Raw genomic sequence first — 23,771 nt, 5'->3', positions numbered from 1 at the left:
GTGGGTAACGGTCAGGACTGCAGGCGCGCAGCCAGTCCTGTGATGCTCATGAATTCGCCGCCAAGCTCGTCGCGGAACCACGTGCAGTAGTCGTGCACGGTCGCAATGAAGCGCTGCAGGTCGGCGTCGGTGCGCACATACGGCGTATGGCCGGGCACCATCGACGGGCTGTGATACGTCAGCGAAAACACTTCGCAGCCGGCGCCGCGCAGCGCGCTGCTCAGGCGCCGCAGTTCGGCGCCGTTGGCCGCTTCGGGGCTCAGGCGGATGCGCTCGAGCGCGCCGCTGCGCGACAGGATGCCGCCCATGCGCAGCTTGCGCGCCCAGCCTTGCTGCGCCAGCTCGTACAGCGCCGGGCCCTGCGCGCGCAGCCAGCCCGTATAACCGGCCGTGTTGGGCAGCTCGAGCAGCCTGCGGCCGCCCGCTTCGAACGTGTACGGGTGTTCATCGTAGGCGCGAAAATCCGGGCCGCCATCGTCGGTAAAGGCCGTGTAAGGCACCACGCTGGCGTCGATCTGGTAGCCCAGATCGGCAATCGATTCGGCCGTGTGTGCGCCCAGGCCGTAGCGCCCGGCCTTGAACGTCGTCGGCGCGCGGCCGAACGAGCGTGTAATGGCGTCGGTCAGCTGGCGCAGCTTGTCGTACTCGAGCTGACGCGGCAGGTTGCCGGCATACGAATGGAAGGTCGAGACTTCTTCGTCGTGCGGTGGCGAGACCCAGGGATGCAGGTGGGTGCCGATTTCACAGCGCCCCGCCTCCATCATGCCGCGCAGTACGGCCACCGAGGCCGGCGTGGTGGCCACCGGCCAGTCGATCACATAGGTCGGCACGATGCCCAGGCGGTCGTAGACCCGTTCGTGCATCAGGGGCTGGCCGGCGATCGAACTCGTGCCGACGCTGGCGCGGTCGAACGGTTTGGTCCAGTCGAATTCTTCCTCGGTGTCGATCACGACGACCAGGACAGGACGGGCGCCGGCGCCCAGGCGCGCCGGCAGATGGCTGGTTTTTCTTAGCATTGACGGGTGTCTCGTACTGGGTTGGCCGACGCCGGCGCCGCTTGGGCGAGCGCCACGAGGCACTCGTCGATGCGGCCGTAGGTTGCATTGAACGTGCGGGCGTCCTTGCCTTCGGGATCGAGGATCTGGCAGTCACTGCCGGCGGCGGTGCAGGCTTCACCAAGAAGAAATACACGGTGCGCCAGGTCGGGATAACGGGCCGCGATGCTCTCGAGATTGATGTGGTCGAAGACGATCACCAGATCGGCTTCTTCGAGCATGGCGCGGCTGGCGTGGCGCGAACGGTGCGTCGACATGTCAACGCCCCGCTGCGCCGCGGCCGCGATGGCCACGGCGGGCGAGCCACGCCGGTTACGGGGCAGCATGCCTGCCGAATCGAACTGCGCGCTGGCGCCAAACAGCTGGCCTGACTTGAGGTGGGCATAGCTGCTGCGATTGATGTTGCCCTGGCAGACATACAGCACGTTCAGGGGCCGGTTCGGGTTGGCGGCAAACAGGCTCGCCATGCGCGCCGACAGGGATTGGCCCGACTGCGCCGTGGCGCGCCGCTTGAAGCGACCGCTGACGAGTTCGCGCAGCTCTTGCCAGCCCGGACCCGCATCGTCGAGCACCAGGGTGTCCTGGTGTTCCCTGCCGATCAGCACGCGGTGGAAGCTCCAGCCCCAGGCCAGGCAATGCAGCGCCAGGCGGACCGGGCGGCGTGCCAGGCGGGCGGCGCCCGCCCTCGCCTGCCACATGTCGAGGATCAGGTTGCGGCAATAGCGCCCCGCCGGGTAGTCCACCGGCGTGGTCGGCTCGCCCAGCGCCAGCAGGCGGTACAGGCGGTACGGGAAATCGACGCCGATCGACACCGGCAGCGGCAGCGAGCCCCAGGGGCGCGCATTGACCTCGATCAGGATCCAGCCGTTGGTCGCGGGATCGACCTTGAATTCGAACATCGCCAGGCCCGTGTAGCGGCTGGCGCGCACCATGCGCTCGACTGCCGCAAGACGTTGCGGGTCGAGTGGCGCGCTCTTGCGGTAATAGCTGCTGCCGTTCATTTCATGCGCCCGGTGGTGCTCGAACGCCTGCAATACGGCGCCGTCGTGGCACAGCACGGACACGCCCAGGCCAAAGCCGGGGAACATCTGTTCCAGCAGGATCGGTCCGGCCCCGTGGTCGTGGCGCGCCAGCCATGCGGCCAGTTCGGCGCGCTCACCGATGATGCGGGTGCTGGTGCGCACATACAGCTCCGGCATCGCGTACGACATCGGTTCCTTGATCACGACCGGCAAGCCGAATTCGGCGGCAATGCCGTCGGCCGTGTCGTTGGCGGCGAGCAGGCGGCCCGGCGCGACCGGCACGTCCACCGACTGGGCCAGGTCGCGCGTGCGCACCTTGTCGAAGTAGATGTCGAGTGCCTCGGCCGATGGAATCGCCAGTGGGCAGAAGGCGCCCAGCGCGTCGCGGTGCAGGCAGAGCGGCAACAGCCCGCGCTCATCGCACGGCACGACCAGTGAAAAGCCGTGCTCGCGCAGCAGCGCCAGCACGGCGTCCAGCCAGGCCTGGCCACCATCGAGGTAGTACGGCAGGAAATGGGTCGCGTGGATGTAGCGTGACGCCAGCGCCGGGGCCCGGAAGTCGAACGGCGCCACGTGCACTTCGAGTCCTTGGCGCCCGAGCGAACGCACGGTCGACAGGAAGCTGCGTGTGTCGTCGCCGATGACGAGGACCTTGTTCTTGGTGCTCATGCCTGGCCCTTGCGCAACAACTGACGGCAGCCGAGTGCTGCTGTATACAACGCCCATTTGAGGGACATGCGCGCGGCCAGCGCACGGCGGGCATATTGCCAGCCCAGCGCATGCTTGCCTTCGCCCGACCAGTAGCGTGACAGCCGGCGCAGGATATCGCCCTCGTACGACAGGCACAGCGCGCGGATGAGCGTGCTGTCGACCTTCATCGCGATGTGCTGCGACACGAGCGCCGAGAGCAGCCAGCGTTCAGCCTCGGAAAAGCGGCGCGAGAGGTTGTTCTGGCGCGCCGGATCGGGCACGTTATGCTGCGCGATCACGTCGGGATTGAAGAACACGGCGCGCGCCGCATCGGCTGCGCGCCAGAAGAAATCGCGGTCTTCTTCATATGACGTGCGGGTCCAGAAGCCGCCGATCGCCTGCGCGGTCGTACGGCGCAGCGCCAGGATATTCAGTTGGGCAAAGCCACCGGCACGCACCAGTTCATCGAGCGCGATCCGGTAGCCGTGCGCATGGGTGCGCGGGCGACCGGCGACCATCCCGACCAGAGCCGGCAGCCAATCGGCGCGCTCGGTGGTGCCAAGGTGCGAGACGGCGGTCTGGTTGGCGATGTACAGGTCGACTTCTGGCTGGCTGTCGAACACGTCGACCATCGCGGCCAGGTGGGTGTCGCCCGTCCACAGGTCGTCGTCGTCGCAGAAGGTAATGATGTCGCCCGTCGCCGCATCGATACCGGTATTGCGCGCAATCGACGGACCGTAGCCGGGCCCGCCAGCGGTGCCCAGTTCGATGACCCGGAAGCGGCTATCCAGGCGTGCGAGGCTGTCGGCACATGCCTGGCGGCTCGCAGCGTCGGAACCGTCGTCGACCACGATCACCTCGAACTCGCCGAACGTCTGGCCGCGCATGCGCATGAGCATCCGTTCGAGCAGGGCATGCCGGTTGCGCGTTGGGACGATGACCGAAACGCGGCACCCGGAACGGGCATCGCGGCGCGCCAGAAGGCTGCTTTCAGTGGGACGGGCAGTATCGCGGGATGACAATTCTTCGCCTTCGGTGCGTTAGAGTGCGGCTGGTCAGCGCCGCGGAAAGAATCTTGCCATCCTAACACACACGGAACCTGACACACACGATTCGCACGGTGCAAGCCGGCACTGAAGTGCGCGTTTGCACCCGCCAAATCACCCCACCGTCAGACCGGATATCGGGCGATGATGCATAAAAAAACTGCCCTGCATTCACGGCCGGATAATATCAATCAATAAATCATTGTTTCTATTAATTAACTGTCGGTGCAATTCGTGCAATTCATTAATGCATTAACGGAATCGTTTTATATCGAATAAACGAGCACGTGAATTGTTCATCAATAATTTCCATTTAGAAATATTTTATTCAATCGCATGTGGCCGGAACGCCCCGGTGCATGCATGTTTGATCACCTGACAAAGCCCGGTTCTCCCAGTGCCGCCGGATGAGCCAGCCACCAAACCCGACTGAAACGGACATGAGCGATGAATCCTTGCACATCTTTTAATTCGTATGGCTGTTCATCAATTAAAACGAATAAGCGCTTGACACATCGCTATTTAATTTTAGCGTTATCTGCATTAACTGTTGTTTTCATGTGGAAACAAATCGTAGTTGGGGAGAATCAGAAGACACAAATGATGGATCAGGGTAAAGTTCAGTTCTTAGAAGAAATTCTTTCCTTGGCGAATCAATTGCCCAACTACACGAATTCTTATATGAACACTCTGACTCCATTTGCTGCGAGCGCCGAAACGAATTTCGCGCTGCACCCTGCTCAAGTGCTCGTGCGTAGCACCAGCACCCGACTCCTTACCGCCATGTGCACCGTCATGCTGACCGCCTGCGGCGGCGGCGGTGACGCCGACATCGGCAGCGACTCCGCATCCCTGGCCAAGACGGTGACGGCATTCACGCCGAAGCCTGCCACCCCAGCGACCGGCTCGCCAGTCTCGCCAACCACGCCAAGCGACCAGACGTCCGGCTTGACGCCAATCGTTGCCGGCGCGCTGATTACCGATTTCAGCATCCAGAGCACTGGCGCGGCGCAGAAGCAAGTGCCATTCACCTTCGGCCAGGTCATCATGCAAGGCCAGATGAATGTGAAAGAAGGCCTGGCAGCCAAGTTGCCAGACGGCACCCTGCTGCGCCTGCAAACGGATATCAAGGCCACCCACGCAGACGGTTCGGTACGCCACGTCGTCGTGTCCGGCGTCTTGCCGGAGCTGGCTGCCGGCCAGACGCAGACCCTGCAACTGGTCAAGTCGTCCACGTCGCTCAAGAGCAGCGAGAGCGTGCAGAGCCTGGCCAAGTCGGGCCTGACCAGCAAGGTGACCATCACCCTCAATGGCGAGAAATACACGGCCTCGCTGGCCGATGCACTGGTCGCGGACACCGCACCACGCAACTGGCTGTCCGGCAATGTCGTCAACGAATGGCATCTGAACGCGCCGCTGAAAAACGCGGCCGGCGTGACGCAATCGCTGTTGACGGCGCGGTTCGACGTGCGCTGGTATTCGGGCCTGGCCAAACAGGCACGGGTCGACGTCGTGGTCGAAAACACCAAGACGTTCGTTCCTGGCGGTAAATTGACCTATGACGTCGATGTCGAAGTTGGCGGCCGCTCGGTGTACGCCAAGTCGGCACTGACCCATTATCACCATGCACGCTGGCACCAGGCCGGCTGGTGGGACGCGGCGCGCGTGCCGGTCATGGACGTGAAACTCAATGGCGCGTACATGATGGCCACCAAGGCCGTCTCGAACTACGACAGCCGGGTGGTGCCGACCAACAATGAACTGAACAACATTGCCGGGCGCATCACGGCCGACAACACCGGTCCAATGACGATCGGACCGATCGTGGCCTACATGCCGACTGCCGGTGGCCGGGGCGACATCGGCCCGCTGCCGACCTGGTCGGCGATGTACCTGCTGTCGATGGACAAGCGGGCACGCAATGCGATGATGGCCGCGGCCGATGGTTCGGGCAGCTGGTCGATTCACTACCGTGACGAAAAGACCGGCTACCCGGTGCGTACCGATAACGAGGCCAACAAGAACATCACGACGCACTGGAATCTGCGTGAATCCGGTCCTTTGCCGGTGCCGCGTTACGTCAACAACAATGGCGCACTGGGCGATACGCCATTCGAGGCCGACACGGCGCACCAGCCATCGCTGGCCTACCTGCCTTACCTCGTCACGGGTGAGTATTACTATCTGGAAGAACTCCAGTTCTGGGCATCGTCCAACCCGCTCGGCACATCGCCAGGCAATCACGGCGACGGCAAGGGTCTCGTACGCTGGCAACAACTGCGCGGTCAGGCCTGGTCGCTGCGCACGCTCGGTCACAGTGCTTACATCACGCCGGACGACCATCCTCTGAAGGCGTACTTCACCAAGCAGCTCGAGAACAACCTGGACTTCTACCATGCGACCTATGTCGTGGGGAACCCGAACAAGCTGGGCGTGTACGACGGCTCGGGTGAGAATGCCTTCCAGGTCGACGCCTCGGCGCCATGGCAGGACGACTTCCTGACCTGGAGCTTCGGTTACCTGTCCGAACTGGGCTTTGCCAAGGCGACGCCGATCCTGCAGTGGAAAGCGAAATACTCGGTTGGCCGCATGACTGCACCAGGCTATTGCTGGATCCAGGGCGCTGCCTACGGCCTGAAGTTCCGCGATGCGCCGGGCGCCCCGATCTACGACAGCTTCGACAAATTGTACAAGGCTAACTATGACGGCAATGACTACTACAACGACGATGGCCGCAAGTTCACCCATCCGAAGGGCCTGAAATACATCGACCAGGCGTGCAACAGCCAGGCACAAGTTGACTACCTGACGCTGGCCCATGGTTTCCAGTGGCAGAAGGGTCGCATGACCGGCTACTCCGACTCGTCGATCGGCTATCCGTCGAACATGCAGCCGGCCCTGGCAGTTGCCGTGGCCGCAGGCATCCCGAATGCCACCGAAGCATGGGCGCTGCTGGCTGGCCGTAGTGCACCGCCGTACTATCCGGATGCACCGCAGTGGGCCATCGTTCCGCGCTAAGCATCTCGTAGCAGTCTTCTGGCCGGGCCTTCGGATATACCGAACGCCCGGCCAGTGCGCATCCGGACAGCGCAAACGATCGCCTGGTTGCCGTTACCTTTCGATCACAACAATCTGGACCGGGTACCGCGTGTGATGGTCGTTGCAGCATATAATGTCATGCGTATTAGCAAGAAATACACTGGTTGGTGTGTTTCTGCCAACACTCAAGAAACAGGCGTTCAGCCTGAAGCTATTGTCAATCAGGAGTTTGTGTACATGTCGTTGATGAACAGAGTCATCCAGCGAGTCAAGCGCGATTATTTCAAGGGCCGGCACCAGAAGGTGGCCCTGACGATCATGGAAACCAAGCCTGCTCCCCGGGGTGATCTGCCCTTCATGCTGCTGTCGATGGTGCAAGCGCGCGACGTCCACGTCTACCTGGTTGCCGTCAAATCGTTCATTCACTTCCTCAATCCGCAGCGCATCGTGGTGGTCTGCGATCCATCGATCACCGAGGCCGATCGCGCTGTGCTCAAGCAGCACGTGCCGCATATCGAGCTGCGCCGCGCCGATGAATTCACGCATCCGGACATCCCGCGTGGCGGCACCTGGGAGCGCCTGTTCGCGATCTCGGAATACGTGCGCGACAACTACGTGATCCAGCTTGATGCCGACACCTTGACGGTGCAGCCCATTCCCGAAGTGCTCGACGCCATCCGCGCCGGCTCTGGTTTCGTGCTGGGTGAAATGCCGGACACGCCAGTGCGCTCGCTGCAGGCAACGCGCGAAAACGCTTTGCCGTGGATCAAGCCTGGCGCCCACATCCAGGGGATCGTGGAAACCGAAATGGTCTCGGTCGGCCTGCCGGACAACGCCCGCTATATCCGCGGCTGCTCCGGGTTCTCCGGTTTTCCGCGCTCGGACACGATGCGCGAGACGATGCTCGACTTTTCGCGCCGGCTGGGCGCCAAGTTTGGCGAACGCTGGACCGAGTGGGGCACCGAACAGATCACGTCCAACTACGTCGCATCGAACATGCCGGGCACGCGGGCATTGCCGTTCCCGAAATACGCCACCCCCGACATGGCGACCGCCGACACGGCATTCTTCCACTTCATCGGTTCGATGCGTTTCCTCAATAACAAGTATGAAGTGACGTCCCGTCAAGCCATTGGCCTGATCCGCGGCGTCGCCGCATAGTCCGATCGTCACCTGGTAACACGCTGTATGGTAAATCTGCGCCGTTCGCTGGTCATCAACTTCTTCTCCTCGTCCGGCGCAGCGCTTCTGCAATTCATTGTCAGCGTGCTGCTGGCGCGCATGCTCAGCCCCAGCGAAATCGGCGTCTACTCGATGACGGTGGTGTTCGTGAACCTGGCCCACGTGTTCCGGGACTTCGGGGTATCGACCTACTTGCAGCGTGAGTCGGAACTTACACCAGACAAGATTCGCTCGGCCACCGGCGTCGTGTTTACGACCTCGTGGCTGATCGCCACCACCATGTTCCTGGCCAGCGGCTGGATCGGGCGCTGGTTCAACGAGCCCGAGATCGTGCCGGTCATGCAGGTGCTGGCCATCGGCTTCCTGTTCATTCCATTCGGCACGGTCACCAATGCGTTGCTGACCCGCGAATTTGCCGCCGAAAAGCAGGCCATCGTGATGGCCGTGGGCACGTCCAGTTTCTGCATCAGCTGCCTGGTGCTGGCCAAGCTGGGCTTTGGCAGCATGAGCCTGGCCTGGGCGAACCTGATCAATATCCTGGCCTGCGCCATCGCGTACATCCCGCTGCGGCCGAAAAACATGCCATGGACCCCGTCGTTCCGGCACTGGCGCGGCGTGGCCCACTTCGGCCTGGGTTCGCTCCTGACCAGCTGCACCGTGGCGATCAACAATGCCATTCCCGATATCCTGCTGGGCAAGCTGGGCTCGGCGCGTCTAGTGGGCCTGCTCAGCCGCGCAAATTCGACGGTGACCATTTTTACCTATGTCGCCGGCTCGACTGTCAATTACGGCGCCGTGTCGTACCTGGCCCAGACCTACCACCGTGGCGAATCCCTGATCCCGACCATGAGCCGGGCGACGGCGCTGCTGACCGGCGTCGGCTGGCCGGCGCTTGCGCTCACAGCCCTGCTGGGCCATGAAATCGTGCTGGCGCTGTACGGCGCGACCTGGCTGGCCAGCGTGCCAGCGATCCTGCCACTGACGATTGCCGCCGCCGTCGGCATGACCTTCAATTACATCCACCCGGCCATTGTCGCCATCGGCCGCCCGTACCTGAGTGCGATCCCGGTCCTGGTCACGCTGGCCACCCGCATCGGTTTTGGCGTGGCCCTGTTCGACGGCGGCCTGACCGGCTTTGCCTGGGCGCTGTGCTGGGCGTCGCTCGCCGCCACGCCGATCGTCATCATGCAGCAGCAGCGCTACTTCCACTGGGGCCTGATCCCGCTATTGCGCGCGATGGTGCCAAGCGCCTGGGTGGCGGCCGGCACGGCAGCGGCCGGCGCGCTGCTCAATCTGGTCATCCCCGACTGGCCGGCGCTGGTGCGCCTCCTGGTGATGCTCACGCCACTGGCCCTGTTCTGGTACCTGATGTTGCGCATTACCCGCCATGAACTGCTAGACGAAGTGCATCGCATGGCCGCCACGGTCAAGATGAGACTGGGTCGGCTGCTACCGACTGTATAATTCGATCAAGGTTCCTCCAGACGAGAATGACGATTATGTACTTCGAAGAAGTAAAGACCATCCTGATTGATGTGCTGGCCCTGGGTGAGTCCGGCCAGCACCTGAGCGAAGATTCGCCCCTGCTGGGCAGCCTGCCGGAGCTCGATTCGATGGCCGTGGTCAGCCTGATCGGCGCCCTCGAAGAACGTTTCGGCATCGCCATCGACGACGACGACATCAGCGCCAGCACCTTCGCCACCCTCGGCACGCTCGCTGCGTTTGTCGCGCAGAAGCAGGCCGAATGACAGCCAGTCAGGTTACGCCTCCTGCCGAGCCGTTCTTTTTAAAGATCGGTGCAGGCCAGCGCTTTTGCCTGTTTCATCCGCCGCACGGCCCCTGCCGTGGTGCGGTGCTGTACGTGCCACCGTTTGCCGAAGAAATGAACCGTTCACGCCGGATCGCGGCGCTGCAGGCGCGCGAGATGGCGGCTCTCGGCTACGGCGTGCTGCAACTCGACCTGTACGGCTGCGGCGACAGCAGCGGCGACTTCGGCGAGGCCCGCTGGGCCATCTGGAAAGATGACCTGGCTGCCGGCGCGCAGTGGCTCGAGGCGCGCCTTGGCCAGCCGCTGCTGCTGTGGGGCCTGCGCCTGGGCGCCCTGCTCGCGCTGGACTATGCGCGCACCGCGCAGCATCCGGTCAAGGCACTGATTTTGTGGCAGCCGGTGCTGAGCGGCGCGGCCTACCTGACCCAGTTTTTACGCCTGCGCACCGTTGGCGCGCTGCTGGCCGAAGGCGCGTCCGGGCACACCGGCACGGCGGCCCTGCGCGCGTCGCTGCAGGCAGGCGAGACGCTCGAAATCAGCGGCTATGATCTGGCGCCCGAACTGGCCGCCGCCATCGACGCGCTGCCAGCGCTCGAAGACTTCACGCCGGATTGCCCGGTGCACTGGTTCGAGGCGCTGGGCATGACCGGTCAGGGCGCCTCGCCCGGCGTGTCGCCCGGCACGGCGCGCGCCAGTGCCGCCTGGCTGGCGCGCCGGATCGACCTGACGCTGCACCAGGTGCACTGCCCGCCCTTCTGGACCACCCCCGAAATCACGATCTCGCCAGCCTGGCTGGCCGCCACCTCGACGGCGTTGCAGGAACACGGTCATGGACATTGAAGAACGGGTCGTGACCTTCGACTGCCAGGGCGACAGCCTGTATGGCGTGATGCACCTGCCAGCAACCCCGGGCACGCGCGCCGTGCTGGTGGTGGTGGGCGGGCCGCAATACCGCGCCGGCAGCCACCGCCAGTTCACGCTGCTCGCGCGCAGCCTGGCCATGAACGGCATCGCCGCCATGCGCTTCGATTACCGCGGCATGGGCGACAGCGAAGGTGTGGAACGCGCGTTCGGGGACGTGGAAGACGATATCAAGGCAGCGATCGATGCCTTGATGGTGGCCGTGCCCGGCGTGCGCGAGGTCGTGTTGTGGGGCCTGTGCGATGGCGCCTCGGCCGCCATGATGTACGCGCCGCTGGACGCGCGCGTGAGCGGCGTGGTGCTGCTCAATCCATGGATCCGCACGCCCGACAGCATCGCGCGCACGACGCTGCGCCACTATTACCGTGACCGCCTGGTCGACCGCGCCTTCTGGGCCCGGGTGCTGCGCGGCAGCTTCAATTACCAGCGCTCGCTGGCCTCGATGTTCCAGCTGGTGCGCACCGCATTCGGCCCGGGCACGGCGCCGCGCACCACACTGGCCCTGCCCGACCGGATGCACGCCGGCCTGCACGCCTTTACTGGCCGGGTGCTGGTGATCATCAGCGGCGCCGACCTGACCGGCCGCGAATTCTGCGACCTGGCCGAGGCCACGCCAAAATGGCGCCAGCTGCTGCAATCCTCGCGCGTCACCCAGTACCGGATCGACCGGGCCGACCACACGTTCTCACGCCGCGTCTGGCGCGATCAGGTCGCGCACTGGACCGGCACCTGGCTGGGCAGCTGGTAAGCCCGGCTCAGCGGCCCTGGCGCGCCAGGCAGCCGCTGAAATCGTCGAACGCGCCATAGACGGCGCTGCGGCCACGCTTCGCACCACACAGATCGATGCCCCCCAGCGCGCTTGATGCGCGTTCAGGCGCCCCGCTGCGCCACGCCAGATCGCCGCTGCCCGGCGCCGCGAACAGGCTGCGCACCGGATGGTAGCCGGCAAACATCTGCCACAGCGCCGTGCTGCGGTTGTCTTCCAGGTGCAGCAAGCCGCTGTCGCGGCTGCGGATCGGGCCATCGACCAGATTGCCGTCCAGGCGCGCGCTGCTGGTTGCATAGCGCACGTCGATCCCGCCCGTATCGAGCAAGGTATTGTCCACGACGCTGCTGCGCGCTGCGCTGTTGAGATAAATGCCCACGTCCGAACAGCCCATCACGAGATTGGCGCGCACGATGCCCTGTTCCTGCTCGGTGATGCAGCGCCCGTCGCGGCACACGGCCGCGCCGGTGCCGCCGCCGCCCAGCGACAGGCCCACCCGCTGGCCTGGGCCGCGTAGTGTGCGCTCGCACCACACCAGGTTGCGTTCGAAGACGTTGCCGCTGCCACCGCCCTTGGCGAACGCGCCATAGCTGACCATATCGCCCTCGCCCTTGAGAAAATCGCTGATCAGGTTGGCGCGCATGGTCCAGCCATTGGCGGCGACGAGGTCGATTGGCGTGACGGGGTTGGAGGTCTGGCGCACGCGCGTCGCCGTCAGCGTGTTCTGCTCGATCAGGCCGTGGTCCGGGAAGCGCCCCTGCTCACCGTTGATCTTGATATGGGCATTGAAGTCCGTGAGCGTGTTGTTGCGCGCGACGAAATGGCTGGCCGCGCCCACCACGTGGAATGCATGCTCGCAGTAGCGGTCTTCGGCGCACACGCCGCGGATGGCCAGGTTTTCGAAGCGCCAGTACGGCGCCTTGACGCGAAAACCTTCGACCAGGTCGAACTCGAGCTGCGCGCTGCCCGGCTGCGCCGCCCGCACGACGATCGGGAGCCCGGCGCGGCCAGGGCGATTGACGTCGAGCGGCGCCCCGCCAAACCGGTACACGCCCGGCAGCAGCGTGATCGTGTCGCCCGGGTTGGCCTGCGCCAGCGCCGCGCGCAGCGCGTCCGGCGTGGCGACCGCGATGCCACCACGGGCATCGACGCCGACCGCGCCCGGTTGCGCGCCCAGCGTCACCGCAAGCGCGGCCGGCAGCGCCGGCTCACCCCGATCGAGCTGCAGCAGCAGCCCCGCGCTGGCCTGGCCCGTCTTGACGATGAAAGGATTGTGGCCGCTGGTGCGTTTTTCGATATACGGCGCCAGCGCGCGCGGCGTGACGCCCACCTGTTCGACCACGTACGCCGCACCGATGGCGCCCACCGCCAGCAGCGCGAGGGCGCCAACGACCACCTTGCGCATCATGTGCTGCTCTTGATGCCGTGGCGGTTCATCAGGTCATACATCGTCGGGCGGCTGATGCCCAGCATTTCCGACGCCTTGACGATATTGCCGTCCGCGCGCGCCAGCGCCTTCACGATGGCGCCCTGCTCCGCCTCATCGCGCACTTGGCGCAGGTTCAGCGGTTCCTCAATCGGCGTGTCGCCCTCGGGCAGGCCCAGGTCGTCGGCCACGATGGTTGGGCCATCGGCCATGATCACGGCGCGCTTGACGCAGTTTTCCATCTCGCGCACATTGCCCGGCCACGCATAGCCTTCGATCGCCGCGATTGCGTCCGGCGAGAAGTGCAGCGTCGGGCGCGACTCCTGGGCGCAGAACTTGTTCTTGAAGTGGTGCGCCAGCAGGGCCGCATCGCCCTGGCGGTTGCGCAGCGGCGGAATCGTCACGACGATCTCGGACAGGCGGTAATACAAGTCTTCGCGGAAGCGCCCGGTGCTGCACAGTTCCTTGAGCTTCTGGTGCGTGGCGCAGACGATGCGCACGTCGACGGCGATTTCTTCATGCCCGCCGATGCGTTCGATCACGCGCTCCTGCAAGAAGCGCAGCAGCTTGGCCTGCAGCGCCATCGGCAGGTCGCCCACTTCATCGAGGAAGAAGGTGCCGCCGTGGGCCAGTTCGACCTTGCCCTTGGTCTGCTTGGCCGCGCCAGTGAAGGCGCCTTTTTCGTAGCCGAACAATTCGCTCTCGAGCAGGTTTTCGGGAATCGCGGCGCAGTTGATCGCCACGAAGCGCTCCTTGGCGCGCGGCGAGATCGCGTGCACCGCGCGCGCCAGCACTTCCTTGCCGGTGCCCGATTCGCCCAGCAGCATGACCGAGGCCGAGGTCGGGGCGACCTTCTCGATACTGCGGCACAGCTTGAGCATGCCGGGGTCGCGGCTGATCACGCCGGCCATCGGCGAATCGGCCTGGCCGTTCTGCATGCGGCGGTTTTCTTCCTGCAGATTGTGCAAAAAGAATGCGCGCTGGATGACCAGGTTGAGCACTTCGGGCTCGGGCGGCTTCTGGTGGAAATCGTAGGCGCCCATGGCAATCGCCTTGACGGCATTGGCGCGGTCCTGGTTACCGGTCAGGACGATCACGCGCGTTTCCGGCGCCAGCGCCAGGATCTGCTGCAGCGTGGCCAGGCCTTCGGTCGAACCGTCCGGGTCGGGCGGCAGGCCCAGGTCCATCGTGACCACGGCCGGCTCATGGCGGCGGATCTGCGCCAGCGCACTTTCGCGGTCATCGGCGACCACCACGTCATAGGCATCGAAACTCCAGCGCAGCTGCTTTTGCAGGCCCGGGTCGTCTTCGATGATCAGCAGTTTCGGTTTGTTTTGGCTCACGGTTGTCCTTTCATCACGCAGCGCGCTCGTTGGCCTCGCGGTACAGCGGCAGCGTGACGGTAAATGTGCTTCCCTGCGCGGGCACGCTGGTCAATGCCAGCGCCCCGCCCAATTCGTGGATGTATTCCCGGCTTTCGAACACGCCGATGCCCATGCCGGCCGGCTTGGTCGACTCGAATGGCTTGAACAGCCGCTCGCGGATGAATTCTTCGCTCATGCCGGCGCCGGTATCGGCCACGGTCACGGCGACCTCCCCGCCCGCGCGGGCAACCGAGACGCTGACACGGCCGCTGCGCGGCGTGGCTTCGATCGCGTTCTGGATCAGGTGGCCCAGCACGCGCTCGAGGCGCTCGCCATCGGCCAGCACCAGGAGGCCCGCATCGACCACGTCCAGCACCGGATGCGGCTCGAACGCACTCTTGAGCGCAATCGCCTGGCGCACGACGTTCTCGACGCGCAGCGGCAACGGCCGCTCCGGCGCATCGTTGCGGCTGAGCTTTTGCAGCATCATTTTCATCTTGTCGACCGAGTGTGTCACGGTATCGAGCATATCGCGCTGGAACTCGGGATTGTCGCGGTGCTTTTCGGCGTTGGCGTTCATCAGCGACAACTGGGCCACCAGGTTTTTCAGGTCGTGCACGACAAAGGTCGACATGCGGTTGAACGACTCGAACTGGCGCGCCACCATCAGCTCGTTGGCGGCATCCTGCTGCGCCAGGTAACTGGCAGCCTGGCTGCCGGCGATTTCGAGCAGGTCGAACACTTCCCAGTTCAGGGACACGGCGCTGCGCGCATCCTGCAGCACGACGAAGCCGAACAGCTTGCCGTGCAGGATCAGGGGCACCACCAGCCAGCCGCGCGGAAACGCGATGAGCCATTCCGGCAAGACCAGGTCGCCGTATTTTTCGGGCAGCGCCGCGTATTCGCGCAGGTCGATCACCCACTGGGTGGATTCCAGGAAGTGACAGAAGTTCGAATCGGCCGGCTCGGTCGCGGTGCTGGTGGCTTGCCACCCCGCCACCGGCTGATAGTGACCGCCATCGCCGTCGCGGCGCTGCCACAACACGCCGCCCGGGCTTTCCACCAGCGCGCCGACCGCCTCGATCGCCCGCTCGCCGATATGCGTGCTATCGGACGACAGGGTGCGCGTGAAGCGCATCCATTCCTCGCGGTAGTCGTAGCCGTAGCTATAGAAATGCTTGCTGATGAAGACCTTGAGCCAGGCGCGGAAGGTGCCCGAAAACAGGGTTCCCGTCAGCAGCAGCAAGGCGCCGCAGAGAAACGCGACCTGCATCACGCCGCCCCAGCTGCCACCGAAGTAGCGCAGGTAGTAGCCGGCGAACCCCATCGCCAGCAGATAGATCGCCGAACCGAACAGTGCAGTCGAATGGAACATCACGCGGCGCGACAGCACCAGTGCGTTCGAGCGCGACGTGCTGCGCTTGACGGCGGTGCCGATCAGCGGCATGGCCAGTGCATTGACGATGCCGCGCGCGGCCCAGGTGTCCGGGTGCATGTCGTGGAACAGCATCGCCTGGCTGTACATATAGAAGTCGTAGGCGAACATCGCGCCGATGCCCAGGCAGGCGAACTTGATGGCCCAGCGCTCCTGGATCGTCTTGTTGCGGTAGACCTGCTCGACCAGCAGCATGCCCAGCACCGCCTGGCACACACGCGCCGTGACGTTGGGCAGCAGGCCGCCGTCCAGATTGAGCATCAGGTCGGTACGTACGAAGACCGTCACCAGCAGCAGGAGTCCATAGCAAACGGCGCCGATGAAGATGGGCGTGCGCAGGCTGAACGGCCAGCGGCTGGCCGGATCGCGCGAGTTGCCCAGCAACAGCAGCAGCACGATGCACCAGGCGGCGCTGCGCAGGATTTCGAGGGTATCGGTCCAGACCGACCAGAGTTCGTGGCCAGTGGCAGCCTGCCCGGCCAGGGAGGCGGACCAGAGCGCGGTGAACCCGCACGCGATGGCAATCGCGGCAACCTGTGTGCGGCCGCGCCAGATGGTAAACAGCAGGCCGATCAGCAACAAGAAACCGATGGCGGCGACGCTATAGCTATAGACGGCAATGGTGGTCAACGTATGCCATCCATGAAAACGACCATTGAAAAATTCGGGATAGAAACGTTAAAGCCATCGGCCTGCGATGCGCGCACCGCAAGCCGATCCGGGATGATCAACGCCCGCTACGGAACAGTACGACCTTGAGCGTATTGATCAGGATGAGCACATCCAGGAACAGGCTGTTGTTCTTGACGTAGTACAGATCGTACTGCAATTTCTGCAACGCGTCCTCAGCCGATGAGCCATAGCCATAACGCACTTGGGCCCAACCGGTAATGCCTGGCTTGATGCTATGACGGACATTGTAATATGGAACCACTTCGATCAGCTGCTGGACGAAGTAGGCGCGCTCTGGCCGTGGGCCCACGAACGACATGTCGCCCTTGAACACGTTCAGGATTTGCGGCAGCTCGTCGATGCGGGTCTTGCGCATGAAGTTGCCGACACGCGTCACGCGCGGATCGTTCTGGGCCGCCCACTGTGGCGTGCCGCCTTTTTCGGCATCGGCGCGCATGCTGCGGAACTTGTGAACACGGAAAATCTTGCCATCCTTGCCGACCCGCTCCTGCGAATAGAACACCGGGTTGCGGTCTTCCAGCCAGACCGCCAGCGCCGCGCCAAGCATGATCGGGAACGTGACGGCCATGATCAGCGTGCTGCAGATCAGGTCAAAGCCGCGCTTCATGAAGATACGGATGAAACTCTGGTCGAAGCCACCGCCAAAGACCAACCAGCTCGGCTGCAGCGAATCGACCCGGATCTGGCAGGTTTCGCGCTCGAAGAACGTGGCGGCATCGGTCACTTTCACGCCTTGCAGCTTGCAATCGAGCAGTTCCTTGATCGGGAAGCTGCCGCGCCGGTTCTGCACCGATACCACGATTTCCTGCGCGCCATACTGGGTCGCCATCTTGACGAGCGAGTCGCCCTCGTTCACCTTGAGCACGTTGGCAGCAGGCACGCACATCTCGTCGCTGCCCACTGGAATGAAGCCGACGACCTTGTAGCGGTGGTAGCTGTTCTTGTTGACGGCCAGATCGCTGCACTCCTTGGCCAGCGCGCCGTTGCCCAGGAACAGGATGCGCGACTGCATCAGGCGCAGTTCCGACGTCTTGAAGAAGATGATGCGCGCAGTAAAAATACCCGCCGCGGCAAGGCCAAAGCCCAGCAGCAGGATGCCACGACCGAAGTACAGGTCCGGCGCCACATAGAACACCAGCGTCAGGATCAGGAAACCCATCAGGAACGCCGGCATCAGCTTCATGAAGAACGGGTGGCGCAAGCCCTCATCGAAATCGAGCTGGTACATGCCCATGGCGCTCATGCTGAAGCTGACCGCCACGGCAAACGCGACGGCCGACGCCAGGAAGTGATCGAACTGGTCAGATGTGAGCGGTGCGCCGATGTCGAGAAAACGCATGGCTGCGCCTGCATAGGCGGCGCCCAACAGGATCAATATTTCCACGAACAGCAGGACGAAAACGATCTTCGACACGTAGTGGTTAGAGATCCGAAACATGTTATTCCCCAGAATTGATGATTACGCTTACTGCATGCCGAGATGCCGAATGCACGCGTCGTACACCCGCTACACCACCGTTGCCTGTGTTGGCAGCTACTAACTTCTTCGATTAATTGTCAACCAAACCAACGGCAACCACACGTAACGTTACACGTTGAAATACGCGCATGCGCTTTTCAGGACACCGACATAGAGGCGGTGACCTGGCAGCGTCATGGAGACGAGGTCAATCTGTGAAATTATTCCATGATCTGACATCGCAACAAGTTTCTTGCAAGATCAACATCATTTTTAAGTTATTGTTTTGACATATTTTTAACATTCAATATAGCATGGAAACACCTAGCCACTCAACGACAGGCTGCTGCCCCGTCAGCTTGTTGCAACATGTGCCTGTTTGAACCCTGTAGGTTCGTCAGTACAGTTGCATCAAAAGACAACATTAGTTCCACCATGCAATAAAGTCGAGGGATTTTAGCACTGACAATGCATAAAGCCACGCAAAGGTTGTAATCGTGCGCTATAGATTTCAGAATAATTGATGAACAGCAGAAACTTGCAGCCAGGAAGTGGTCAATAAGACACAGCAGAACCTGAACTGATATGGGAGTGACAAGAAGAAGTACGACTACCGGGGCAAGCGTTGTACGGCAACGCCAGATGCGGGAAAACGGGATGGCATGATGCCAAATTGGTGCGGCTGGCTGGAATCGAACCAGCGACCCTTGGCTTCGGAGGCCAATACTCTATCCACTGAGCTACAGCCGCACTGGCAAGCGTAGCGAAGGATACAGTCTTTCGTCGAGTACGTCCATGGGCAGCGCCCGAAAAACCCTGGCATCAATACAGGTTTACACTATAATAAGATGCTCGACGGCACTTGCAAAAAAGCCACTAGATCGCAGCGCCTCAGTGGCCGGTTTTTTTAATTGAATTAAGGAAATCATGAGCGACGCACAGCACGACCACGAATCCCTCATTCGTACGCCCAAACAGCTCGTGATTGCTGTCGCGGGATTTTTTCTAGTCGTTGTCCTTGGCATCATCTTGCTGGTCACCTTCGTCACCAATGCGTCGACCACTGGCGCAGGCAGCAATGCCCAGAGCGCCGAGGCCATTGCCGCGCGTATCCGCCCCGTTTCCGATGCAGGTTTCACACTGCGCGACGCCAATACGCCGCGTGTCCTGCTGGCAGGTGGCGCCGTGTACACCGCTACCTGCGCGGCCTGCCACGACAGTGGCATGGCCGGCTCCCCCAAGATGGGCGACAAAGCTGCCTGGGCTGCCCGCCTGGCGCAGGGTTACGATACCTTGGTCACCCACGCGATCAACGGGATCCGCGCCATGCCGGCCAAAGGCGGCAATCCTGATCTGGATGATCTCGAAGTGGCGCGCGCCGTCGTCTTCATGACCAACAAGAGTGGCGCTAGCTTCAAGGAACCGGTTGCGCCCGCACCCGCTGCTGCATCTGCTGCTGCACCTGCTGCGGCACCCGCCGCCGCCGCCGCGCCGGTTGGCGGTGACGCTGCCATGGCAACGGCGGGTGCACCGGCCGCTGCAGCGCCCGCCGCCGTGGCGGCAGCGGCGCCTGCAGCAGCAGCGGCGCCAGTTGCTAGTCCGGCCGTGGCCAGCGCCGACACCGGCAAAAAGGCGTACGACACCGCATGTTTCGCCTGCCATGGCGCTGGTATCGCAGGCGCGCCCAAGTTGGGGGACAAGGCGGCGTGGAGTGCGCGTCTCGGTCAAGGCTCCTCGGTCTTGTATGAGCATGCCATCAAGGGATTCCAGGGCAAAGCTGGTGTCATGCCGCCAAAAGGTGGCTCGGCGCTTCCCGACGCCGACATCAAGGCTGCCGTGGACTACATGGTGGCTGCGGTCAAATAACCGTCCTCAAGATCCGCAAACAAAAAGCGCCGCATGCGGCGCTTTTTGTTTATCTGACAGTTTTACTTCCAGCCCAGCATGAAATCCTGCCAGAAGCAACCGATCGTGTATTAATTGAACAATTAGTTGTATTTCTTTTAAACCCTCATATTTATCATATATGTCATATTGATTTAAAAGTAAAGTAACAATTGCTTACAAATCGCGACAAATAAATACCTTATCCTGCACAGCCTCCAGTCGAAATAAATTCCATCCGGAATCTTTACAGGATCAGTACACATGTCCCTCCGTTCAAAATCTGCCTTGCCCGCGTCGTGCCGCTTGTCAGCCATTTTCCTCGTAGCACTCGCCGCAGCCGGCGGTGCTTCTGCCGCCACTCTGTCAGTGGGACCAGGAAAAACCTACGCTGCGCCCTGCGCCGCCTTTGCCCGGGCACAGTCCGGCGATCTCATCCAGATCGACGGCGGCAAAACCTACAGCGGTGACGTGTGCGCCATCGGCGCCAGCAATCTGACCATCCGCGGCGTGAATGGCCGGCCCAAGATCGATGCAGCAGGAAAGAACGCGCAAGGCAAAGGCACCTGGGTTATTCAGGGCAACAACGTCACGGTCGAGAACGTCGAGATGGCCGGCGCGGCAGTACCGGACCGCAACGGCGCCGCACTGCGTATCGAAGGCACCAACTTCACGCTGCGCTCGTCGTACTTGCACGATAACGAGAACGGCATCCTCACCGGCGCCAATGACAACAGCAGTATCGTGATCGAAAACACCGAGTTTGGTTCCAACGGCCGGGGCGACGGTTACACCCACAATGTCTATATCGGCCATGTCGGCAGCCTGACGTTCCGCTACAACTATTCGCACGATGCCAATGGCGGCCACAACCTCAAGTCGCGCGCCAGCGTCAACACGATCAACTACAACCGCTTCTCGAGCAGCACCGGCAAACCGAGCTACGAGATCGACCTGCCAAATGCCGGTACGTCGTATGTCATCGGCAATGTGATCCACCAGCCGGCCGGCCACAACAACCCTGGTTTGCTGGCCTATGGCAATGAAGGCGCAAGCAATCCCAAGCAGGATTTGTATGTGGTGAACAATACGTTCCTGAACGACGACAGCGTGCGCGGCACCTTCGTACTGGTCGGCGGTAGTGTGACGACGCCAGTTCTGCTGCAAAACAATATCTTCGGCGGCTTCGGCGCGGCGACCAACCAGTCCAATGCCATCGACCGGACCAACTTCCGCTCGCTCGTGCCTGGTTTCATCAACCGCCTGCTGTTCGATCTGCACCCGATCGCCAACGTGCTGGTGATTAACGCCGGTTCGGTGCCGGGCGTGTCAGCAGCCGGCGTGTCGTTGACGCCAGTGGCCCAGTACAAGCATACGGCGTCGGGCGAGACCCGCACCGCGGCGAGCGCGCGCGATATCGGCGCCTACGCGGCGTTGGGCTCGGGCAGCACGCCAGCACCATCTGCCTGGACCACCTGCGCCGCAGAAAACGCCACCTGCAGTTTCAGCGGCACGCGTGAAGTGCGCTACGGCGCGGGCAATTCCTGGGTCGTCAAAGTGTTTACCAATAGCGCCCAGTGCTCGAACGCCGTGTTCGGTGATCCGATCGAAGGGACGGTCAAGACCTGCAGCTATTCCGCGACCACGTCGAGCACGCCCACCCCGGCGCCGACCACACCCGTGACCTGGACCGCATGCGCCGCCGAAAACGGCACCTGCTCGTTCACCGGCACCCGCGACGTGCGCTACGGCGTGCCGGGCGCCTATGCCACCAAGGCGTTCACGACCCGCACCGCCTGCACCAATGCGGTGTTCGGCGATCCGATCGAAGGCACGGTCAAGTCGTGCAGCTATTCGAGCCAGGCGCGCTGATCGCAAGGTAACGGAAACAACAAGGGCCGCGAAAGCGGCCCTTGTTTTATGCGCGCAGTGTTTTGCGCTGCAGGCTTACCAGATGATCACGCGATCTTTTGGTGCCAGGTACATCTTGTCGCCGGCCTTGACCTTGAACGCCTCGTAGAAGCCAGGCTGGTTCTTCAGCGTGCCATTGGCGCGGTATTGCGCCGGCGAGTGCGGGTCGGTCTTGATCTGCGCGATCTGCGCCGGTTCGCGCATCTTCGTGCGCCACACCTGGCCCCAACCCATATAGAAGCGCTGGTCGCCAGTCAGGCCATCGATCACGGGCGCTGTTTTGCCCTTGAGCGATATCTTGTAGGCCTTGTAGGCAATCGCCAGACCCGAGTTGTCGCCGATGTTTTCGCCGAGCGTCAGTTCGCCATTCACGTTGTAGCCTTTGAGGGGGCTAAACGCGGCGTATTGGGCGATCAGGGCCTTGGTCTTTTCGCCGAAACGCTTGCCGTCTTCTTCGGTCCACCAGTTGCGCATATTGCCGTCGCCGTCGTACTGCGAACCCTGGTCGTCGAAGCCGTGGCTGATTTCGTGGCCGATCACGGCGCCGATGCCGCCGTAGTTGACTGCGTCGTCGGCCTTCGCATCGAAGAACGGCGGCTGCAGGATCGCGGCCGGGAACACGATTTCGTTCAGTTCCGGGTTGTAGTAGGCGTTGACGGTCTGCGGCGTCATGCCCCACTCGTCGCGGTCGATTGGTTTACCCAGTTTGTTCAGTTCGCGGTTGTATTCGACGTCGCGCGAACGCATCACGTTGCCCACCAGGTCATCGCGCTTGACGGTCAGCGCCGTGTATTCCTTCCACTTGTTCGGGTAGCCGATCTTCGGCGTGAACTTGGCCAGCTTGGTTTGCGCTTCCTTCTTGGTCGCCGGGCTCATCCAGTCGAGCGTGTCGATCGAGTCCTTGTAGGCCGCCAGCAGGTTGTTGACCAGCACTTCCATGCGCGCCTTGCGCTCGGCCGGGAAATGGTCTTTCACGTACAGCTTGCCCACCGCATCGCCCAGGCTGCCCTCGAGCGTCGAGACGCCGCGTTTCCAGCGTGGTTCGAGTTCAGGAATGCCGGCCAGCGTGGTGCCGTTGAACGAGAAGCGCTGGTCGACGAAGGCTTTCGACAGGTAGTTCGCATAGCTGTTGACGGTCTGGAATTGCAGATACGCTTTCCAGGTCGCGAGCGGCACGCTGTTCAGGACGTCGGTAAAACCTTTCAGGTAGGTCGGCTGGCTGACGATCAGATACGTTGCCTTGCCCTGCAGGCCCGAGGCTTTCAGCCACGTGTTCCAGTCGTAGCCCGGTGCCATCGCGGCCAGCTTGCTGAACTCGACCTTGTTATAGGTCTTGATCGGATCGCGGTTCTCGACCTTGGTCCACTGCACCTTGGCCAGGCGGGTTTCCAGGTCGAGGATGGCTTTCGCGTCAGCGGCGGCGGTCTTGCTGCCAGCCAGCGCCAGCATCTTCTCGATGTGCACCTGGTACTTGGCGCGCACGTCCGCCAGCTTGGCGTCGTCCTGCTTCAGGTAATAGTCGCGGTCGGGCATGCCCAGGCCTGACTGGTACAGGTCGGCGACATACTTGGTCGAATCCTTGGCATCCTGGTGGATGAAGAACGTGAACGGCACGGTCACGCCGGCACGGTTCAGGTTGGCAAACAGCGCCGGCAGTTCGGCCTTGCTCTTGAGCGCGGCGATCTTGCTCATCTCGCCCTTGAGTGGCGTGGCGCCCAGTTGCTCGAGGCGCGCTTCGTCCATGTAGCTGGCGTAGAAATCGCCGATCTTGCGCGCTTCGCTGCCGGCGGCGGCGTTCTTGTCGGCGGCCGTGCGCTCGATGATCGCGCGCAGTTGCGGCAGCGTGTCGTCGCGCAGCTGGTGGAACGCGCCCCAGGTCGACTTGTCGGCCGGGATCTCGACGCTCTTGAGCCACTTGCCGTTGAGGTGTTCGAAGAAATCGTCCTGCGCGCGCACGGACGGCTCGATGTATTGCGTCGCAATGCCGGACGATGCACCGGCCGGCGCCGTGGCGGCGGTGGCCTGGGCCAGCGCCATTGGCGCGATGAACGACGTGGTCAACACCAGCGCTGCTGCACTGATCAGTTTTCGTTGCATGTTATCTCTCTTT

At 62.7% G+C, this 23,771-nt stretch carries 16 protein-coding genes and 1 tRNA gene; 8 read left to right on the top strand and 9 right to left on the bottom strand.

Going from position 1 to position 23,771, the window contains the following annotated elements; genetic code table 11:
• Positions 1-11: 11 nt before the first annotated feature.
• Genes ACZ0AJ_RS20280 through ACZ0AJ_RS20270 form a run of 3 tightly spaced genes read right to left on the bottom strand, consistent with a single transcriptional unit; the run spans position 12 to position 3,789 of the window.
• Complete coding sequence (locus ACZ0AJ_RS20280) at positions 12-1,016, bottom strand: polysaccharide deacetylase family protein (protein ID WP_499456220.1); 1,005 nt, start codon at positions 1,014-1,016, stop codon at positions 12-14.
• A complete protein-coding gene (locus tag ACZ0AJ_RS20275; protein WP_499456218.1) occupies positions 1,010-2,746 on the bottom strand; it encodes an arsenate reductase/protein-tyrosine-phosphatase family protein in 1,737 nt (578 codons plus the stop codon). The genes ACZ0AJ_RS20280 and ACZ0AJ_RS20275 overlap by 7 nt, the downstream gene beginning before the upstream one ends.
• Positions 2,743-3,789, bottom strand: a complete 1,047-nt coding sequence (locus ACZ0AJ_RS20270) for a glycosyltransferase family 2 protein (RefSeq protein ID WP_499456217.1) — start codon at positions 3,787-3,789, stop codon at positions 2,743-2,745. The genes ACZ0AJ_RS20275 and ACZ0AJ_RS20270 overlap by 4 nt, the downstream gene beginning before the upstream one ends.
• A 705-nt stretch (positions 3,790-4,494) precedes the next feature.
• On the opposite strand from ACZ0AJ_RS20270, the gene ACZ0AJ_RS20265 reads away from it, so the two are divergent.
• The 6 genes from ACZ0AJ_RS20265 to ACZ0AJ_RS20240 all read left to right on the top strand — a co-directional run bounded on the left by ACZ0AJ_RS20265 (position 4,495) and on the right by ACZ0AJ_RS20240 (position 11,471).
• On the top strand, positions 4,495-6,831 hold the full coding sequence (locus tag ACZ0AJ_RS20265) for a hypothetical protein (protein ID WP_499456216.1): 2,337 nt from the start codon (positions 4,495-4,497) through the stop codon (positions 6,829-6,831).
• A gap of 267 nt (positions 6,832-7,098) precedes the next feature.
• Positions 7,099-8,013: a glycosyltransferase family protein gene (locus ACZ0AJ_RS20260; RefSeq protein ID WP_499456215.1), complete on the top strand. Its 915-nt coding sequence runs from the start codon at positions 7,099-7,101 to the stop codon at positions 8,011-8,013.
• Between the two features lie 27 nt (positions 8,014-8,040).
• Positions 8,041-9,498, top strand: a complete 1,458-nt coding sequence (locus ACZ0AJ_RS20255) for an oligosaccharide flippase family protein (protein WP_499456213.1) — start codon at positions 8,041-8,043, stop codon at positions 9,496-9,498.
• 35 nt (positions 9,499-9,533) lie between these two features.
• Positions 9,534-9,782, top strand: a complete 249-nt coding sequence (locus ACZ0AJ_RS20250) for an acyl carrier protein (protein WP_258837406.1) — start codon at positions 9,534-9,536, stop codon at positions 9,780-9,782.
• The gene (locus tag ACZ0AJ_RS20245) at positions 9,779-10,642 is read left to right on the top strand and encodes a hydrolase 2, exosortase A system-associated (RefSeq protein ID WP_499456211.1); all 864 of its coding nucleotides are present in this window, start codon (positions 9,779-9,781) and stop codon (positions 10,640-10,642) included. The genes ACZ0AJ_RS20250 and ACZ0AJ_RS20245 overlap by 4 nt, the downstream gene beginning before the upstream one ends.
• Positions 10,632-11,471 carry a hydrolase 1, exosortase A system-associated gene (locus tag ACZ0AJ_RS20240; protein WP_499456209.1) on the top strand — a complete coding sequence of 280 codons (840 nt, stop codon included), beginning with the start codon at positions 10,632-10,634 and terminating at the stop codon, positions 11,469-11,471. Before ACZ0AJ_RS20245 ends, ACZ0AJ_RS20240 begins: the two co-directional genes overlap by 11 nt.
• A 7-nt stretch (positions 11,472-11,478) precedes the next feature.
• Here ACZ0AJ_RS20240 and ACZ0AJ_RS20235 read toward each other — a convergent pair whose 3' ends face one another.
• The 5 genes from ACZ0AJ_RS20235 to ACZ0AJ_RS20215 all read right to left on the bottom strand — a co-directional run bounded on the left by ACZ0AJ_RS20235 (position 11,479) and on the right by ACZ0AJ_RS20215 (position 18,616).
• Positions 11,479-12,897 carry a right-handed parallel beta-helix repeat-containing protein gene (locus tag ACZ0AJ_RS20235; RefSeq protein WP_499456207.1) on the bottom strand — a complete coding sequence of 473 codons (1,419 nt, stop codon included), beginning with the start codon at positions 12,895-12,897 and terminating at the stop codon, positions 11,479-11,481.
• Entirely contained in the window at positions 12,894-14,258 is a 1,365-nt protein-coding gene (prsR, locus tag ACZ0AJ_RS20230; protein WP_499456206.1) for a PEP-CTERM-box response regulator transcription factor, read from the bottom strand. Before prsR ends, ACZ0AJ_RS20235 begins: the two co-directional genes overlap by 4 nt.
• Before the next feature lie 13 nt (positions 14,259-14,271).
• Positions 14,272-16,344: an XrtA/PEP-CTERM system histidine kinase PrsK gene (gene prsK / locus ACZ0AJ_RS20225; RefSeq protein WP_499456204.1), complete on the bottom strand. Its 2,073-nt coding sequence runs from the start codon at positions 16,342-16,344 to the stop codon at positions 14,272-14,274.
• Between the two features lie 97 nt (positions 16,345-16,441).
• Entirely contained in the window at positions 16,442-17,845 is a 1,404-nt protein-coding gene (locus tag ACZ0AJ_RS20220; RefSeq protein ID WP_499456202.1) for a TIGR03013 family XrtA/PEP-CTERM system glycosyltransferase, read from the bottom strand.
• 695 nt (positions 17,846-18,540) lie between these two features.
• A tRNA-Arg gene (locus tag ACZ0AJ_RS20215) sits at positions 18,541-18,616 on the bottom strand.
• A 177-nt stretch (positions 18,617-18,793) separates the two neighbouring features.
• Here ACZ0AJ_RS20215 and ACZ0AJ_RS20210 point away from each other — a divergent pair.
• Both ACZ0AJ_RS20210 and ACZ0AJ_RS20205 read left to right on the top strand, forming a co-directional pair.
• Positions 18,794-19,732 carry a c-type cytochrome gene (locus tag ACZ0AJ_RS20210; protein ID WP_499456200.1) on the top strand — a complete coding sequence of 313 codons (939 nt, stop codon included), beginning with the start codon at positions 18,794-18,796 and terminating at the stop codon, positions 19,730-19,732.
• 282 nt (positions 19,733-20,014) lie between these two features.
• Positions 20,015-21,622: a right-handed parallel beta-helix repeat-containing protein gene (locus tag ACZ0AJ_RS20205; protein WP_499456199.1), complete on the top strand. Its 1,608-nt coding sequence runs from the start codon at positions 20,015-20,017 to the stop codon at positions 21,620-21,622.
• 75 nt (positions 21,623-21,697) lie between these two features.
• Here ACZ0AJ_RS20205 and ACZ0AJ_RS20200 read toward each other — a convergent pair whose 3' ends face one another.
• Entirely contained in the window at positions 21,698-23,758 is a 2,061-nt protein-coding gene (locus ACZ0AJ_RS20200) for a M13 family metallopeptidase (protein WP_499456198.1), read from the bottom strand.
• Between the last annotated feature and the right edge of the window lie 13 nt (positions 23,759-23,771).

It is taken from the genome of Telluria sp. AC161 (assembly GCF_979258535.1).
This window is presented reverse-complemented; position numbering and strand designations above follow the sequence as displayed.

Coding starts and splice junctions, on each gene's coding strand:
- ACZ0AJ_RS20280 (WP_499456220.1), bottom strand. CDS start 1,016: ATGCTAAGAAAAACCAGCCATCTGCCGGCGCGCCTGGGCGCCGGCGCC.
- ACZ0AJ_RS20275 (WP_499456218.1), bottom strand. CDS start 2,746: ATGAGCACCAAGAACAAGGTCCTCGTCATCGGCGACGACACACGCAGC.
- ACZ0AJ_RS20265 (WP_499456216.1), top strand. CDS start 4,495: ATGAACACTCTGACTCCATTTGCTGCGAGCGCCGAAACGAATTTCGCG.
- ACZ0AJ_RS20260 (WP_499456215.1), top strand. CDS start 7,099: ATGAACAGAGTCATCCAGCGAGTCAAGCGCGATTATTTCAAGGGCCGG.
- ACZ0AJ_RS20255 (WP_499456213.1), top strand. CDS start 8,041: ATGGTAAATCTGCGCCGTTCGCTGGTCATCAACTTCTTCTCCTCGTCC.
- ACZ0AJ_RS20250 (WP_258837406.1), top strand. CDS start 9,534: ATGTACTTCGAAGAAGTAAAGACCATCCTGATTGATGTGCTGGCCCTG.
- ACZ0AJ_RS20245 (WP_499456211.1), top strand. CDS start 9,779: ATGACAGCCAGTCAGGTTACGCCTCCTGCCGAGCCGTTCTTTTTAAAG.
- ACZ0AJ_RS20240 (WP_499456209.1), top strand. CDS start 10,632: ATGGACATTGAAGAACGGGTCGTGACCTTCGACTGCCAGGGCGACAGC.
- ACZ0AJ_RS20235 (WP_499456207.1), bottom strand. CDS start 12,897: ATGATGCGCAAGGTGGTCGTTGGCGCCCTCGCGCTGCTGGCGGTGGGC.
- ACZ0AJ_RS20220 (WP_499456202.1), bottom strand. CDS start 17,845: ATGTTTCGGATCTCTAACCACTACGTGTCGAAGATCGTTTTCGTCCTG.
- ACZ0AJ_RS20210 (WP_499456200.1), top strand. CDS start 18,794: ATGAGCGACGCACAGCACGACCACGAATCCCTCATTCGTACGCCCAAA.
- ACZ0AJ_RS20205 (WP_499456199.1), top strand. CDS start 20,015: ATGTCCCTCCGTTCAAAATCTGCCTTGCCCGCGTCGTGCCGCTTGTCA.
- ACZ0AJ_RS20200 (WP_499456198.1), bottom strand. CDS start 23,758: ATGCAACGAAAACTGATCAGTGCAGCAGCGCTGGTGTTGACCACGTCG.